Source organism: Thermus amyloliquefaciens, assembly GCF_000744885.1.
GTDB classification, from domain to species: Bacteria; Deinococcota; Deinococci; order Deinococcales; family Thermaceae; genus Thermus; species Thermus amyloliquefaciens.
Genome location: NZ_JQMV01000003.1, coordinates 744,969 through 760,147 on the forward strand (window position 1 = coordinate 744,969; position 15,179 = coordinate 760,147).

Below are 15,179 nucleotides of genomic sequence, written 5' to 3' on the forward strand. Positions count from 1 at the left end.
TTGCAGGTCTTTAAGGAGGGATGGGAGATGGAGGAAAGGCACATAAGGATTTTTGACACCACGCTGAGGGATGGGGAGCAGAGCCCAGGGGTGGCCCTTTCCCTGGACCAGAAGCTGGAGATCGCCCACGCCCTGGCCCGGCTCAACGTGGACATCATCGAGGCGGGCTTCCCCGTATCCGGGCCCTTGGAGTTTGAGGCGGTGCGGCGGATCGCCTCCGAGGTCAAGGGCCCCATCATCGCCGCCCTCGCCCGCACCCACACCCTGGACATCGACCAGGCGGCCAAGGCGCTGGAGAAGGCGGAGAAGCCCAGGATCCACGTCTTCACCTCGGCCTCCAAGATCCACCTGGAGTACATGCTGAAGAAGACCGAGGAGGAGGTCCTGGAGATGGCGGACCAGATGGTCCGCTACGCCAGGCGCTACGTGGACGACGTGGAGTTTTCCGCCCAGGACGTGATGCGGGCGGACTGGGACTTCGTGAAGAGGCTCTACGAGGTGGCCATTGAGGCGGGGGCCACCACCATCAACATCCCCGACACCACGGGCTACGGCACCCCTGGGGAGTACGGGGCCCTGATCCGCCGCATCCGGGACGAGGTGGTGCGGGGCCGGAACGTGATCATCTCCACCCACACCCACGACGACCTGGGCCTGGCCACCGCCAACGCCCTGGCGGGCGTAGAAAACGGGGCGGGTCAGGTGGAGTGCACGGTGAACGGCATCGGCGAGCGGGCGGGGAACACCTCCTTGGAGGAGGTGGTGATGGCTCTTTACGTGCGCCGCGACTGGTACAAGGCCAAGACCCAGATCAACACCAAGGAGATATACCGGGTCTCCCGCCTGGTGGAGCGCTACACCGGCATGCCCGTGCCCCCCAACAAGGCCATCGTGGGGGACAACGCCTTCGCCCACGAGTCGGGGATCCACCAGGATGGGGTCTTAAAGCACCGCTCCACCTACGAGATCATGGACGCCGAGCTCATCGGTAGGCGCCCCGCGGTGATCGTCCTCGGCAAGCACTCGGGGCGGGCGGCCTTCAAGAAGGCCCTCGAGGACCTGGGCTACAAGGACCTCACCGAGGAGCAGCTCAAGGTCCTCTTTGCCCGCTTCAAGGAGATCGCGGAGAAGAAGGGGCCCCTCTCCGCCGAGGAGCTCCAGGCCCTGGTGGAGAGCGAGTGGGAGCCCGCCTCCCAGTTCTTCGCCCTGGAGCACGTGCAGTTCTTCTCCGGCTCCGGCCTCCTGCCCACGGCCACGGTGAAGGTGAAGACCCCGGATGGGGAGCGCGTGGCCACCCACACCGGGGATGGGCCGGTGGACGCCGTGTACAAGGCCTTGGAGGAAGCCATCGGCCTCAGGCCCGAGCTGGAGCTTTACCGGGTGGAGGCCATCACGGGTTCCACCGAGGCCCTGGGCCAGGTGACGGTGCGCCTGCGGCTTGGGGAGCTCCAGGCGGTGGGGGTGGGGGTTTCCCCGGACATTATAGAGGCCAGCGCCCTGGCCTTTTTGGACGCCGCCGGGAAGCTGGCCTCGGGCCGGGCCACCCGGCATCCCCCTTCCATCGAGGAGGTCCAGCGGGGCGTTTGAGCCCGCCCCAGCCTGGCCAGGCTGGGGCCCTAGGGGGAAGCCATGGTGGAGATTCTGGACACCACCCTGAGGGACGGGACGCAAGGGGAGGGCATCAGCCTTTCCGTGGACGACAAGGTGGCCATCGCCAAGCGCCTGGCCGCCTTCGGCATCCACCTCATTGAGGGGGGCTGGCCGGGGTCTAACCCCAAGGACGCCGAGTTCTTCCAGCGCATGAAGGGGGTGGACCTGGGGGAGGCCCGGCTTGCCGCCTTCGGGGCTACCCGCAGGAAGGGGCTTCTCCCCGAGGAGGACCCCTCGGTCCTGGCCCTCCTGGAGGCCGAGACCCCCGTGGTGGTCCTCTTTGGCAAGAGCTGGACCCTGCACGTGCTGGAGGCCCTGGAGACCACCTTGGAGGAGAACCTCCGCATGATCCGGGACACCGTGGCCTTTTTCGCGGGGCGGGGCAAGCGGGTGGTCTACGACGCCGAGCACTTCTTTGATGGGTACAAGGAGGACCCCGGCTACGCCCTGGCCACCCTCGAGGCCGCCCGGGAAGGGGGGGCGGACACCCTGGTCCTCTGCGACACCAACGGGGGCACCCTGCCCGAGGAGGTCTACGCCGTCACCAAGGCGGTGGTGGAGCGCTTTCCCCGCCTAAGGATCGGCATCCACCCCCACAACGACGCGGAGCTCGCCGTGGCCAACGCCCTGGCGGCGGTCAGGGCCGGGGCCACCCACGTGCAGGGGACCATCAACGGCTACGGGGAGCGGTGCGGCAACCTGAACCTGACCAGCTTCCTTCCCACCCTGGTCTTCAAGTACAACATCCCCGCCCTTCCCCCGGAAAGGCTTAAGGGCCTCAAGGAGCTCTCCCACTTCGTGGACGAGCGGGCCAACCAGACCCCAAACCGCCGCGCCCCCTACGTGGGGGAGGCGGCCTTCGCCCACAAGGCGGGGGTGCACGTCTCCGCCGTCCTCAAGAACCCCCGCACCTACGAGCACATCCCTCCGGAGTGGGTGGGGAACAGCCGCCGCTTTCTGGTTTCCGACGTCTCCGGGCGCTCCAACCTCCTGGCCAAGCTCCAGGAGCTGGGGGTGGACCTTTCCAAGGAGGAGGCCAAGCGCCTTTTGGAGGAGGTGAAGGCCCTGGAGTACGAGGGCTACGCCTTCGAGGGGGCGGAGGCCAGCTTCTACCTCCTGGCCCACCGCCTAAAGGGGGGAAGCCTACCCTTCAGCGTGGAGGGGTTTTCCGTCTTCGTGCACGGAAGCGGCCTGGACACCGCCTGGGCCGAGGCCACGGTGCGGGTCAGGGTGGGGGAGAGCCTGCAGCACACCGCCGCCGAGAGCCCCTTTGGCCCGGTCTCCGCCCTGGATAGGGCCTTCCGCAAGGCGGTCTTGCAGTTTTACCCGGAGCTGGCCGACGTGGAGCTCAGCGATTACAAGGTGCGCATCCTCTCGGGGCAGGAGGCGGGGACCAGCTCCGGGGTGCGGGTGATGGTGGAGATGAAGCGGGGGGAGGAGCGCTTCAGCACCGTGGGGGCCAGCGAGAACATCCTCGAGGCCTCCCTGAAGGCCCTCACCGACGGCTACGCCTACGCCCTCCTCTACCCCAGCCTTAGGGAGATGGCGCCCAGGGCAGGCTGACCTCGGGGAAGGCCAAGGGGGTTGCGGGCTCGGAGGGGGAGAGGAGGCGGATGGAGCGGTAGCGCCCTTCTCGGGGCTCCCGGTAGACCTCGAGGAGCCCCTCCTTGAGGTTCACAAGCCAGACCTCAGGGATCCCGGCCTCGGCGTAAAGGGGAAGCTTGACCTCCCGGTCAAACTCCAGGGAGGTGTCCGCCACCTCTATGAGGAGAAGGACGTCCTCAGGCCTAGGAAGCCGGCCTTGATAGCGTTCCAAGGGGTACTGGAGCACCAAGAGGTCGGGTTCGGGTTCAGAATCCTCCGCAAGATGGAGGGGGGACTGCACCGCCACTAAGGCCTTGCCTTGGAGGGCCTCCTTCAACCTGTGGTCCAAGTACATCACCGCCAGAAAGTGTTTGGGTCCGATGGGGCTCATCTGGTAGACCTCTCCCCTTAAGAGCTCCACCCGGGGCACGTCCCGGAAGGCCCGCTCAAACTCCTCCACGCGGAAGCGGTAGCGGGTGGCCATGCTCCCATTATGCGCCTTGGCCCGAATACCGCCTAAGCCCAAGCCGCCAGAGGAGGCGCCAAAGGAGGAGAAAGGCCAGGCCCCAAAGGAGCATCACCCAGACCCCGGGGAAGAGGGCCACCTCCTGCCCCGCGAGGAGGGCGGCGGGCAGGTAGACCAGGTAGGGGAAGGGGGTGAGGAGGGCCAGGGTCCTCAGGGGCTCGGGGAAGACCTCCAGGGGGGCAAGGGTTCCCGAGAGGAACAGGTAAAGGAGGAAAAAGACCTCCTCCACCGCCGTGGCCCGCTCGCTCCAGAAGGTGAGCATGGCGGTGGTGTACTGCATCAGGTAGCGAAGGAGGAAGGCGAAAAGGGTAAAAAGAAGCCCCAGGAGGAAGGGGCCAGTCTCGGGGGCGAAGCGGGCTTCGGGGAAGAGGTAAAAGAAGAGCAGGGTGAGGAGGACCACGAAGGGGAGCCGGGCCAGGCGCTCGGCCACGTGGGCGGCCAGGTGCTCAAAGAAGGGGTCCAGGGGCCTAAGAAGGCGAAAGGAAAGCCTGCCCTCCACCACGTCCCGCTCAAACTCCCACACCACCCAGACCACCGTGGCCTGGCGCACCAGGAAGACCATGAGGAAGTAGCGGGCGAACTCCCCTGGGGATAGGCTGAAATCCCCTCCCCGGGCGGCCTCGGTCCAGACCCCGAGGAGGATGAGGGGCAAGGCCCCCGCCAGGGCCCAGAGGAAGAGCTCGGCCCGGTATTCCAGCATGTAGGCCAGGTACACGGAGAGGAGGGTTTGCGCCTTCCTCATGCCCCCTCCACCGGGACGGGGTTTTGGAAGACCCGGGCGATGACCTCCTCCAGGGGAGGCTCCCGGACCTCGAGGTCCTCCACGGGAAGCCTCCGGAGGATCTCCGCCACCCGTTCCGTGAGCCTTTCCCGGGGCACCAAAAGCCGGGCTTCCCGGCCCTCCAGCTCCCGCACCTCCCCCAAGGGGAGGAGGGCTTCCCGGGGGAGGGGCACCTTCAGGGTAAGCCCCACCTCCCGATAAGGGGCGAAGCGCTCCAAAAGCCCCTCCAGGACCCCGTCGTAGAGGAGCCTTCCCTGGTGGATCACCAGGACCCGCTCGGCCAGGGCGGCGATGTCCGCCATGTAGTGGCTGGTGAGGAGGACCGTGGCCCCATAGCGCCGGTTGTACTCCCGGATGAACTCCCGCACCGCCACCTGGGCGTTCACGTCCAGGCCCAAGGTGGGCTCGTCCAGGAAGAGGACCTCCGGGCGGTGGAGCAGCGCCGCCAGGAGCTCCGCCTTCATCCTCTCCCCCAGGGAGAGCTTGCGCACCGGCTGGTGGAGCTTCTCCGTGAGGGAGAGCATCTCGGCCAGCTCCCGGACCCGCCTTCGGAACTCGGCCTCGGGGATCTCGTAGATGGCGGCGTTGAGGCGGAAGGTGTCCAGGGCGGGGAGGTCCCAGATGAGCTGCTGCTTGTTGCCCATCACCAGGGTGATCTTTTTCAGAAAGGCCTTTTCCCGCCGCCAAGGAACGTGCCCCGCCACCACCGCCTTACCCCGGGTGGGGTGGACCAGGCCGGTGAGCATCTTCAAGGTGGTGGTTTTTCCGGCCCCGTTGGGGCCCAGAAAGCCCACCACCTCGCCCCTGGCGATCTGGAAGCTCACCCCTTCCACCGCCTTCACCGTCCGGTACTGCCGGAAGAGGAAGTGGCGCAGGGTGGCCAGGAGGCTTTCCTCCTTGAGGGCCACCCGGTAGTGCTTGGTGAGGTCCTGGGCAAGGACGATGGGCTCCCCCGACACCTCTACAGTCTACCCTGTGGTCTAATGTTTCCTGTGCGGTACCTGAGGGTTTTTCTCCTTTTCCTGCGCCTCAGCCTGGCGGCGGAGATGGAGTACCGCCTGAACTTCCTCCTGGGCCTTCTCTCCTCGGGGCTTACCCTCCTGGGGGCCCTCTTCGGCCTCCTCCTCCTCTACCAGGGGGGGTACCGGCCCGGGGGCTGGGCCTTTGAGGAGGCCCTTTTGGTCCTGGCGGCCTTCACCCTTCTCCAGGGCCTGGGGAGTACCCTTTTCGCCCCCAACCTCAACAAGATCGTGGAGCACGTGCAGCAGGGCACCCTGGACTTCGTGCTCCTGAAGCCCTTGGACCCCCAGTTCTGGCTTTCCCTGAGGGTCTTTTCCCCTTGGGGCCTGGGGGATTTTCTCCTGGGCTTGGGCCTTCTCCTCTACGCGGGGGTGCGGCTTGGGCTTGGGTTTTGCGACTACCTCGCCTTCGCCGGGTACTGGGGGCTTGGGGGCTGGATGCTTTATAGCCTCTGGTTCCTCCTGGCCACCACCAGCATCTGGTTCGTGAAGATCTACAACGTCACCGAGGTCCTGCGGGGGCTTTTGGAGGCGGGCCGGTTTCCCATGGGGGCCTACCCGGCCATGTACCGGCTCTTCTTCACCTTCGTGGTCCCCGTGGCCTTTCTCACCACCGTGCCTGCGGAGGCCGCTTTGGGCCGAGGGGCGGGCCTCCTTCCGGCTTGCCTCTTGGCGGCTTTCCTCTTCCTCCTGTCCCGGGGTTTCTTCCGCCTGGCCCTGAGGAGCTACACCTCCGCCAGCAGTTAAAATCCCCCCTATGGCGTCCGTGGTTTTGGTCCTCGTGCTGGCGTACCTCTTTGGCTCCATCCCCGCCGGGGTCTTGGTGGCCCGGACCTACGGGGTGGACATCCGCAAGGTGGGCTCGGGGAACATCGGGGCCACCAATGTCCTTAGGACCCTGGGGCCAGGGCCTGCTTTGGTGGTGGCCTTCTTTGACGTGTTCAAGGGGGGGATCGCCGTGCTCCTCGCCCGGGCGGTGGGCATAGAGGGGTCCCTTCTGGGCGGGGTGGCCTTGGCGGCGGTGCTGGGCCACAACTACTCCCTTTTCCTGGGGTTCAAGGGGGGCAAGGGGGTGGCCACCAGCTTCGGCACCCTGCTCTTTCTGGATCCTGTGCTGGCCCTCTGGACCTTTCCCATCGGCATTTCCGTGATGCTCCTCACCCGCTACGTCTCCGCTGGGAGCATGACCGGGGGCGTGGCGGCCACGGTGCTGGCCCTGGCCCTGGCCCGTCCCCTTTGGGAGGTGCTCACCGTGGCCCTCATGGCCCTCCTCATCTTCTTTACCCACCGGGAGAACCTGAAGCGCCTTCAGGCGGGCACGGAGAGGCGCCTGGGGGAGAAGGAGGGGAGGCGTGCTTGACCTTTTGGTCCTTGCCCCCCACCCCGACGACGGGGAGCTGGGTTGCGGGGGCACCCTGGCCCGGGCCAAGGCGGAGGGGCTTTCCACGGGGATTCTGGACCTCACCCGGGGGGAGATGGGCACGAAGGGTACCCCGGAGGAAAGGGCGAGGGAGGTGGAGGAGGCGAGCCGCATCCTGGGGCTGGACTATAGGGGCAACCTGGGCCTGCCGGATGGGGGGCTTGCCGACGTGGCGGAGCAGCGGTTCCGCCTGGCGGAGGCCCTGAGGCGGCTCAGGCCCCGCATTGTCCTGGCGCCCCTCGAGGCCGACCGCCACCCCGACCACACCGCGGCAAGCCGTCTGGCGGTGGCGGCGGTGCACCTTTCTGGCCTGGGGAAAGCCCCCCTGGAGGGGGAGCCCCACCGGGTGGAGCGGCTTTTCTTCTATCCGGGAAACCACCCCTTTACCCCCAGCTTCCTGGTGAAGATCTCCGCCTTTATAGACCAGTGGGAGCAGGCGGTTTTGGCCTACAAGAGCCAGTTTTCCGGGGAAGGGGTGAGCGAGACCGTGGGGCCTAAGGGGGTGGAGGCGAGGCGGGCCCTAAGGCGCTACTGGGGAAACTACCTGGGGGTGGACTACGCCGAGCCCTTCGTGAGCCCCTTGCCGGTCCTCTACACCCCCTGGAGCCGGGCCTAAAGGCCAATGGCTTGCCGCCCTAGGCAGGGAAGAAGGGCGATGCCCAATCTGGGGCCCCCGTCGTGGCCCAAGCCAAGACGGGCTACTTAAAAGAGGGGCTCCTGGCTCACCGCCTTCACCTGGCGGCGCTCCTTGGGGGGAAGGGCGTCCAGGGCCCGCTTCACCTCCTGGATGTCCAGCCAGGTGAGGTGCTTGGGGCTTCCCGGGGTGCGGCTGGGGTTCCTGAGGAGGTAGGCGGGGTGGAACATGGGGAAGACCCGGATCCCGTGCCACTCAAACCACTGCCCCCGCACCTTGGTGATGGAAACCTTCTCCCCCAGGAAGAACTCCGCGGCCACCGCCCCTAGGGGCACGATGATCTGGGGAGCGATGAGCTCAATCTGCTTGAGGAGCCACTTTTCCGTGCACACCTTGGCCTCATCGGGCAAGGGGGTGCGGTTCCCCGGGGGGCGGCACTTGACGATGTTGGTGATGTAAACCGATTCCCGGGGGATGCCGGCGGCCTCGAGGATGCGGTTCAGCAGCTGTCCGGCCTTGCCCACGAAGGGGCGGCCCGTCTTGTCCTCCTCTTCCCCCGGACCCTCCCCCACGATCATCAGCTGGGCGTCGGGGTTTCCTTCCCCGAAGACCACCTGGGTGCGGCCTTCCGCTAGGCGGCAGGCGGTGCAGGCCTTGGCCTGGGCCTGTAGCAATTCCAGGGTCATTGCAGGGGCTTGCGGGCCTTCCGGGCTTCCCGCCGGGTCTTGGGGTCCAGGCCGATCATGAGGAAAAAGTTCTCCAGGGCGTTTTCCTGGCCCTTGATCTCGGGGTACTGGTCCTCCGGGGTGCCGGTGACAAAGGGCAGGGATTTGTAAAGCTCCAGGGCGTACTGCACCACGGCCTCCGGCCCCTCGGTCTCCGCCACCTCGGCCAGCTTGGCGTAGACCTCGCGCCGGGCCTCCGCGTGGCGGCGGAAGACCTCCGGATTGGGCGTTTCCGGCGCCCGGAGGACGTCTTGCTTGGCGATGCGGCGGTAGTGCTTCAAGCCCCGAATGATCTCCTCCGTGGTTAGCGTGATCTTGAACTCCATCCCCGCTCCTTTCCGGCCTAAGGGCCCTACCCTTGGTGAGGATTATATAGCCGGGGAAGAGGGTGAGGTATAGCTGGGGGAATGGGGAGCGAAAGGCCCTCCTGCCCCGACAGGGGCTCCCAAAGGGCCTTGGCCAGAGGGGACCCCCATTGGCCTTGGGCTGGGTCATGGGCGGGCGGATGGGCGTTTTCGTGGCTATACTTGGGAGGATGGAGGTTTTGGGTACCTATTGGTTGCGGCGCATTCTTGCCCGTATTGCCTCCACCATTGCCTTTGAAGGCCAGGACACCCGCACGGGGATGCCGGTGATGGTGCTTAAGGGGGCCCAAGGGGTGCCGGTGGCGGCGGAGGGGGTGCTTCCCCTTTTGGAAGAGATCCCGGAGGCCTGGGTGTTGGAGTGGCCCATTGGGGCGGTCCCCTTAAGCCAGTACCTGGGGGTGGCGGACCTGGAGCGGTTGGAGCACTGGCTTAAGGAGATGGCCCGGATCTTGGCGGCCTTGAAGGCCCAGGGGGTGTCCCATGCCCCCATCCCGGAACTCTGCCTGGTGAAGGGCAAGCGGGTGTGGCTGGCTGGGGTGGGGCTAAAGGCGCTTTCCGGAGAGCCGGAAAAGGCCCTGGCGGCCCTGGCCCGGGCCCTGGCCGGGGAGCGCTACCCCGAGTTTCGCCTTAAGGAGCTTTTGGAGGGGGTGGAGGCCGGGAAGGAGCCCCTGCAGGCCCTTTTTTCCGAGGCCTCGCCCCAGGCCCCGGCTGGCCCGGAGGGGGGTGCGGCCCAGGAGAGCCCCCTCGAGGAACCCCCGGCCCAGCCCAAGGAGGAACCCCCTAGGCCCTCCGCTTCCGGGCGGAAGGTGCTGAGCGTGGACCCCGTCCCCGGGGAGGCCCAGGGCCTCGAGGCGAAAACCTCGGAGGCCCCGCGGTCCGCGGGCACGACCCCAAGCCGCCCCCGGGTCATCCGCATTGAGGAGCCCGAGGAGCCCTCCTTTGCCGTGGTGGAACCCCCACGGCAAAGGAGGCGGGGCTTACTGGTGGGGCTTCTGGGCGCCGTGGTGCTTTTGGCCTTAACCCTTTTCCTCCTTCGCCCCTCCGCCCCTTCCGGAGGGGGGTACGTGATGGAGTTCCGCACCGACCCCCCCACGGAGCGGGCCGAGGTGTTGCTCCTGGAGGTGCCCGAGGGCTCCAAGATGGCTCCTGGCCAGCTTCTCCTCACTGCCCCTGGGCGGGCGGAGTTTGACCAGAAGGGCGTGTACCGGTTGCGCATCCGGGTGGCGGGCCGCGACCCCGTGGACTACCTCCTAGAGGTGCCGGGGCCGCCCTTGGTCATCAAGGTACGCTAGGGCCATGACCGAGCAGCCCGCGGTCTACGTGTACCGGTACTTCTTCGCCGGGGAGGAGGCGGGGGAGGGGAGGCTGGAGGTGCGCCCTCAGCCTGTGGGCGTGAAGGCCACCCTCACCGCCGAGGTGAACCTGCCCTTGCCCAAGACCCGCCAGCGCTGGCAGACGGAAACGGATGCGGAGGGCTTTTCCCTCTACTTCTCCGAGCGGGTGGAGGGGCGGGAGAGCCGGGTGTTCACCGTGGAGCGGCTGGAGGAGGAAGGGGTGGTGTTGGTGACCCAGGGCAAGGAAAGCCTGGCCCTGCCCTTCGTGGCGCCCTACCACGACCCCCTTTCCCTCCTCCTGGCCCTGCCCCGCCTGGCCCTGGAGCCCGGGGAGGTGGTGCGGTGGCCCATGCCCGGGGGGAGGGTGTACGTGGAAAGGCTTGCGGACCTCGAGGTGGAAGGGCGCCCGCGCCGCCACTTCCGCCTGCGCCCGGGCCTGACCCTGGTGCAGCTGGAGGAGGGGGTTCCCGTGAGGATAGCCCAGCAGGTGGGCGACCACGTGTTTGAAGGGGTCCTGGAGGGGGTGGAGGAGGTAAAAAGGCGCCGCCGCTGGGTATAGTGGAGGCATGATCTACCGCACGGAGGAGGTGAGGGAGCGGTTTGCCCGCCGGGGGCTTACCTTTGACCCCAAGGTGGAGGAGAGCGTGCGGGGCATCCTGCGGGCGGTGCGGGAGGAGGGGGACGAGGCCCTGGACCGCCTGAGCCTGGAGCTGGACGGCCATCCGGTGGAGGAGATCCCCAAGCGAGCCTGGCGCGAGGCCTACGAGGACCTGGACGAGGCCTTGCGCGATGCCTTGGAGACCGCCAAGGAGCGCATAGAGGCCTTCTACCGGGAGGAGGCTCGCGGGGGTTTCCTCAAGGTGGACGGCAGCGGGGTCTTGGGCCAGCTGGTCCGCCCCCTTTCCCGGGTGGGGGTTTACGTCCCCGGGGGCACCGCCCCCCTCCTTTCCAGCCTCCTCATGGCCGTGGTCCCCGCCAAGGTGGCGGGGGTGGGCGAGGTGGTGGTGGCGAGCCCCCCCAAGGTCCACCCCGGGGTGCTGGCCGCCGCCTGGGTGGCGGGGGCGGACCGGCTCTTCGCCATGGGCGGGGCCCAGGCCATCGCCGCCTTGGCCTACGGGACGGGGCGGGTGCCCCGGGTGGACAAGATCGTGGGCCCGGGGAACGCCTACGTGGTGGCGGCCAAACGCCAGGTGTTCGGGGTCGTGGGCATAGATGGGCTCGCCGGCCCCACGGAGACCCTGATCGTGGCCGACGGTTCCGCCTCCCCCAAGCTCCTGGCCGCGGACCTCCTGGCCCAGGCGGAGCACGGCCCCGACTCTGAGCCTTGGCTCCTCTCCCCCGACCGGGCCCTCCTGGAGAGGGTGGAGGCGGAGCTTTCCCGCCAGCTGGAGGGCCTGCCCCGGGCGGAGATCGCCAAAAAGGCCTTGGAGCGGGGGGGATTGGTGCTCACCCAGGACCTCGAGGAGGCCTTCGCCCTGGCCAACCTCTACGCCCCCGAGCACCTCTGCCTGGCCCTGGCCGACCCCCTGCCCTGGCTGGGGAAGGTGCAAAACGCCGGGGGGGTCTTCCTGGGGGAGGGAAGCCCCGAGGCTCTAGGGGACTACATCGCCGGCCCTAGCCACGTGATGCCCACCTCGGGCACCGCCCGCTTCCAAGGGGGGCTTTCGGTGCGGGACTTCCTCAAGGTGATCCCCGTGATGGGCCTAAGCGAGAACGCGGTGAGGGAGTTGGCCCAAAAGGGGGCGTTGCTTGCCCGGGCGGAGGGGCTGGAGGGCCATGCCCGTTCCCTGGACCTTAGGCGATGAGGCTCTTTCACGAGATCCTCGGGCCTTTGGACCTCCCCGACCGCTTCGGGCGCATCGTGAGCCTGGCCCCTAACCTGACCGATGCCCTTTTCGCCCTGGGGGTGGGCGGCAGGCTCGTGGGCCGGAGCGCCTTCTGCCACCGCCCGGCGGAGGTCCTTTCCCTTCCCGTCTTGGCCTCCTACACCAAGACCCGCACCGAGCTCCTGAGGAGCCTGGAGCCGGATCTGGTCCTCCTCTCCACCGGCGTTCAGCGGGAACAGGCCCTGAGGCTTAAGGAGGAGGGCTTCCCCGTCTACGCCGTACCCCTGCCCACGAGCCCCTACGGCATCCTGGAAAACCTCGTCACCTTGGGGCACCTTTTAGACCTGGAGGAGAGGGCTACGGAGCTTGCTCACGGGCTTTCCGAGCGCTACGGCCGCCTCAAGGGGCGGTTTGACCTGCGGGTTTACTTTGAGATGGACCTGGGGGGGCCCATCACCGTGGGCCGGGGGAGCTACATCGCCCAGGCCCTTTTGCACCTGGGCCTCAGGCCCATCTTCCTGGACGTGCCCCAGGCGTATTTCCAGCCGGACCTCGAGGAGGTCAAGCGGCGCAAGCCCGACCTCTTCCTTTACGAGCCCAAGCCCTGGGGCAAAAACCCCCTGGAGAAGGCGCGGGCCTTGGCCCGGGAGCGGGGCTGGGACCTTCCCATAGCCGCCACCGATGGGGACGAGCTGGCCCACTACGGGCCCATGTTCTTCTCCTTCCTGGAAAAGCTGGCGGACCGGGTGGCGCAAACCTTAGGCGAAGCTTAAGGGAGGCCAAGGGCTGGGCATGTAAAGTAAGGAGCATGAACCGGGTTTTCTTCCTGGTCCTTCTTGCGGCCACGGCCCTTGTCCTCACCGCCTGCCCTCAGACGCCCCCTCCGCCACCGGTGAACCCCTCGGAGTGCCCGGTGGGGCCCCTGGAGGTTCAGGCGGAGGAACCCCTAAGACTCCAAGGCTTGGGCCGGTTCGCGGGAGAGTACGTGCCCGGGGAGCTTTTGGTACTCCCCAAGCCGGGGCTTTCCGTCCAGACCCTACGGGCCGAGGGGGTGGAGCCGCAAGAGACCCTCCCCCGGGGTCTCTTGCGGGTGAGGGTGCCCAAAGGGCAGGAGGAGGCCAGGGCCCGGGCCCTCCTTCGGGCGGGGGCAGAGTACGTGCAGCCCAACTACCTTTACCGCCCCCTGCGGGCGCCCAGCGATCTCCTTTATGCCAGCAACCAAAGGGCATACCTGAACGGTCTGGTCGGATTGGAAGCGGCCTGGGATGTGGGTACAGGCCGGGGGTGCCCTCCCCTCATTGCGGTGCTGGACACGGGCATCCTGCCCCACGAGGATTTTCAGACCAGCAAGTACCTTCCCGCGGGCGTCAAGCTGGATGCGGCCGATAACGACCCCGACCCGACCGATGGACAGTCCCCCTTCCAAGACAGCTACGGACACGGCCTCCAGGTGGCCGGCGTTCTGGGTGCCGACACCAACAATGGCCGGGGTATGGCCGGGGTGACCTGGGGGGGATACGTGGTGCCCATTAAGGTCCTGAGGAGCGGGGCGACGGACTTTTCCACCGCTGACATCCAGAGGGGCGTGGACTTGGCCCGTTCTCTGGGCGCGAGGGTGATGAACCTCTCCCTGGGGGCCTACGGCATAACGGATGGGGTTTTGGCGGACGCCCTAACCCGGGCTAGGAACGCGGGCATCGTCATCGTGGCAGCCTCGGGCAACGGGGGTACTGCAGGGGTCTACTTTCCCGCGAACCTACCTGGGGTGATCGCCGTTGGGGCGGTTAAGCAGGACAAGACCCGGGCGAGCTTTTCTTCGTATGGACCGGAGCTCAGTTTGGTGGCCCCCGGGCAGGGGGTGGTGTTGCCTGACCCCAAGAACCCGCAGGGCTACTTGGCGGATAGCGGCACCTCCTTCGCCAGCCCCATCGTGGCCGGGGTGGTGGCCCTCTACATGAGCAAATACGCCAGCGAGCGCAAGACCTGGCCCACGCCGGACCAGGTCTACACCTGCCTCACGCAGACCGCGGAGGACCTGGGCCCGGCGGGGAAGGACGACGAGTACGGCTTCGGCCTGGTGCGCGCCGACCGGGTGATGGCGGACACCACCTACTGCTTCCCCTAATCCGCCTCACCCAAGGGGGTGTAGACTAAGCCCCCGTGCGGCGGTTTTTCCTCCTTCTCCTGCTCCTCCTTGTGGCCCTGGGGCTTTGGGCCTACCCCCTTTTGGGCCCCGCGGTGCGCCACGGGGCGGTGCCTGCCCCCGAGGGGCTCAAAAGCCCCCTGACCCTTTTGGTCTACGGCTCGAGCCCAGAGTACTCCGGCTACCACCGAAGGGCCCCCGAGCGCTTTCGGGGCCTGGCGGACACCATCCTCCTGGTGCGCCTGGACCCAGGGGCCAACCGGGTGGTGGTCCTTTCCGTTCCCCGGGACGTTTGGGTGAACCTGCCCGGCTACGGCTGGCACAAGGTGAATGCGGCAAGCCCCCTGGGGGGGCCGGAGCTCATGAAGGAGGCGGTGGCCCAGATCACCGGGGTGCGGGCGGACCGTTACGTGGTGGTGAGCACGGAGGCCCTCAGGAAGGCGGTGGACGCCCTTGGGGGGGTTAGGGTGTGCGTGGAGAAGCCCATGCGCTACCGGGACACCGCCGCGGGCTTGGACATTGATTTAAAGCCGGGGTGCCAGGTGCTGAACGGGGAGCAGGCGGAGGGTTACCTGCGTTTCCGCAAGGACGCCTTGGGGGACATCGGGCGGGTGCAGCGGCAGCAGGCCTTCTTCCATGCCCTGAAGGAGCAGCTTCTTTCCCCCTCGGGTATCCTGCGCCTTCCGCGGGTGGTGGCGGCGGTGGAGCCCTACGTGCAGACCGACCTCACCCGCCAGGAAAAGGGGGCCATCCTGGGCTTCGCCATGAAGCAACCCCACCTGGTGAGCCTGCTTCTACCCGGGAGGTTCGGGGGAGGGGGTTGGGAGGTGGACCAGGAGGCCCTGCGGCAGCTTTTGGACGTTTACTTTGATGGGGAGGCGCTGGCGGGGACGGGGGATCTTACGGGGCGGCTGGTGGCCCTGGTCTATGGACCCGGGCAGGAGGCCCTGGCGGAAAAGGCTCGCCTGAGGCTCAGGGAGCTGGGGTTGCGGGTCATCCTTCACCCCGTGGACCTGCCCCCTTCCCGCACGGAGGTGCTGGAGAATGGGCCCGGGCTTCTGGCCAAGTCGCTGGGTGAGCTCTTGGGGGTACCTTACCGGATCTCGGGGGAAGCCGTCTTGGGGGCCGACCTCACCCTGCGCCTTGGCGCCGAGCCTCCCTTTTTGTAGGAT

General features: G+C 67.5%; 16 protein-coding genes. 11 read left to right on the plus strand and 5 right to left on the minus strand.

Annotation, left to right across the window (positions count from 1 at the left end):
* The first annotated feature begins 27 nt into the window (after nucleotides 1–27).
* Both BS74_RS04205 and cimA read left to right on the plus strand, forming a co-directional pair.
* A complete protein-coding gene (locus BS74_RS04205; protein ID WP_038058835.1) occupies nucleotides 28–1,587 on the plus strand; it encodes a 2-isopropylmalate synthase in 1,560 nt (519 codons plus the stop codon).
* A 42-nt stretch (nucleotides 1,588–1,629) separates the two neighbouring features.
* On the plus strand, nucleotides 1,630–3,213 hold the full coding sequence (gene cimA, locus BS74_RS04210) for a citramalate synthase (protein ID WP_038056343.1): 1,584 nt from the start codon (nucleotides 1,630–1,632) through the stop codon (nucleotides 3,211–3,213).
* Here cimA and BS74_RS04215 read toward each other — a convergent pair.
* Genes BS74_RS04215 through BS74_RS04225 form a run of 3 tightly spaced genes read right to left on the minus strand, consistent with a single transcriptional unit; the run spans nucleotide 3,185 to nucleotide 5,500 of the window.
* Nucleotides 3,185–3,718, minus strand: a complete 534-nt coding sequence (locus BS74_RS04215) for a Uma2 family endonuclease (RefSeq protein WP_038056344.1) — start codon at nucleotides 3,716–3,718, stop codon at nucleotides 3,185–3,187. The genes cimA and BS74_RS04215 overlap by 29 nt on opposite strands.
* Nucleotides 3,719–3,725: 7 nt before the next feature.
* Nucleotides 3,726–4,502, minus strand: coding sequence for an ABC transporter permease (locus BS74_RS04220; protein WP_038056345.1), 777 nt, complete (start codon nucleotides 4,500–4,502; stop codon nucleotides 3,726–3,728).
* Entirely contained in the window at nucleotides 4,499–5,500 is a 1,002-nt protein-coding gene (locus BS74_RS04225; RefSeq protein ID WP_038056346.1) for an ABC transporter ATP-binding protein, read from the minus strand. The genes BS74_RS04220 and BS74_RS04225 overlap by 4 nt, the downstream gene beginning before the upstream one ends.
* A gap of 24 nt (nucleotides 5,501–5,524) precedes the next feature.
* On the opposite strand from BS74_RS04225, the gene BS74_RS04230 reads away from it, so the two are divergent.
* The 3 genes from BS74_RS04230 to bshB1 are packed head-to-tail and all read left to right on the plus strand — an operon-like array spanning nucleotide 5,525 to nucleotide 7,596.
* Nucleotides 5,525–6,307: an ABC transporter permease gene (locus BS74_RS04230; protein WP_185747689.1), complete on the plus strand. Its 783-nt coding sequence runs from the start codon at nucleotides 5,525–5,527 to the stop codon at nucleotides 6,305–6,307.
* Between the two features lie 10 nt (nucleotides 6,308–6,317).
* Nucleotides 6,318–6,920: a glycerol-3-phosphate 1-O-acyltransferase PlsY gene (gene plsY, locus BS74_RS04235; RefSeq protein WP_038056348.1), complete on the plus strand. Its 603-nt coding sequence runs from the start codon at nucleotides 6,318–6,320 to the stop codon at nucleotides 6,918–6,920.
* Nucleotides 6,913–7,596, plus strand: a complete 684-nt coding sequence (bshB1, locus tag BS74_RS04240; protein ID WP_038056350.1) for a bacillithiol biosynthesis deacetylase BshB1 — start codon at nucleotides 6,913–6,915, stop codon at nucleotides 7,594–7,596. The genes plsY and bshB1 overlap by 8 nt, the downstream gene beginning before the upstream one ends.
* Before the next feature lie 86 nt (nucleotides 7,597–7,682).
* On the opposite strand, the gene BS74_RS04245 is transcribed toward bshB1, so the two are convergent.
* Both BS74_RS04245 and BS74_RS04250 read right to left on the minus strand, forming a co-directional pair.
* Entirely contained in the window at nucleotides 7,683–8,300 is a 618-nt protein-coding gene (locus BS74_RS04245; protein ID WP_038056352.1) for a uracil-DNA glycosylase, read from the minus strand.
* Nucleotides 8,297–8,665: a hypothetical protein gene (locus tag BS74_RS04250; protein WP_038056354.1), complete on the minus strand. Its 369-nt coding sequence runs from the start codon at nucleotides 8,663–8,665 to the stop codon at nucleotides 8,297–8,299. Before BS74_RS04250 ends, BS74_RS04245 begins: the two co-directional genes overlap by 4 nt.
* Before the next feature lie 209 nt (nucleotides 8,666–8,874).
* Between BS74_RS04250 and BS74_RS04255 the strand changes: the two genes are divergently transcribed.
* The 6 genes from BS74_RS04255 to BS74_RS04280 are packed head-to-tail and all read left to right on the plus strand — an operon-like array spanning nucleotide 8,875 to nucleotide 15,176.
* Nucleotides 8,875–9,996 carry a hypothetical protein gene (locus BS74_RS04255; protein ID WP_038058838.1) on the plus strand — a complete coding sequence of 374 codons (1,122 nt, stop codon included), beginning with the start codon at nucleotides 8,875–8,877 and terminating at the stop codon, nucleotides 9,994–9,996.
* 4 nt (nucleotides 9,997–10,000) lie between these two features.
* On the plus strand, nucleotides 10,001–10,597 hold the full coding sequence (locus tag BS74_RS04260; protein WP_038056355.1) for a hypothetical protein: 597 nt from the start codon (nucleotides 10,001–10,003) through the stop codon (nucleotides 10,595–10,597).
* 7 nt (nucleotides 10,598–10,604) lie between these two features.
* Nucleotides 10,605–11,843: a histidinol dehydrogenase gene (hisD, locus tag BS74_RS04265; RefSeq protein ID WP_038056357.1), complete on the plus strand. Its 1,239-nt coding sequence runs from the start codon at nucleotides 10,605–10,607 to the stop codon at nucleotides 11,841–11,843.
* On the plus strand, nucleotides 11,840–12,637 hold the full coding sequence (locus BS74_RS04270) for an ABC transporter substrate-binding protein (RefSeq protein WP_038056359.1): 798 nt from the start codon (nucleotides 11,840–11,842) through the stop codon (nucleotides 12,635–12,637). Before hisD ends, BS74_RS04270 begins: the two co-directional genes overlap by 4 nt.
* 35 nt (nucleotides 12,638–12,672) lie before the next feature.
* Nucleotides 12,673–13,989 (plus strand): S8 family peptidase, encoded by a 1,317-nt coding sequence (locus BS74_RS04275; protein ID WP_038056361.1) that lies wholly within the window; start codon nucleotides 12,673–12,675, stop codon nucleotides 13,987–13,989.
* 35 nt (nucleotides 13,990–14,024) lie between these two features.
* The gene (locus tag BS74_RS04280) at nucleotides 14,025–15,176 is read left to right on the plus strand and encodes an LCP family protein (RefSeq protein ID WP_038056364.1); all 1,152 of its coding nucleotides are present in this window, start codon (nucleotides 14,025–14,027) and stop codon (nucleotides 15,174–15,176) included.
* Nucleotides 15,177–15,179: the final 3 nt, after the last annotated feature.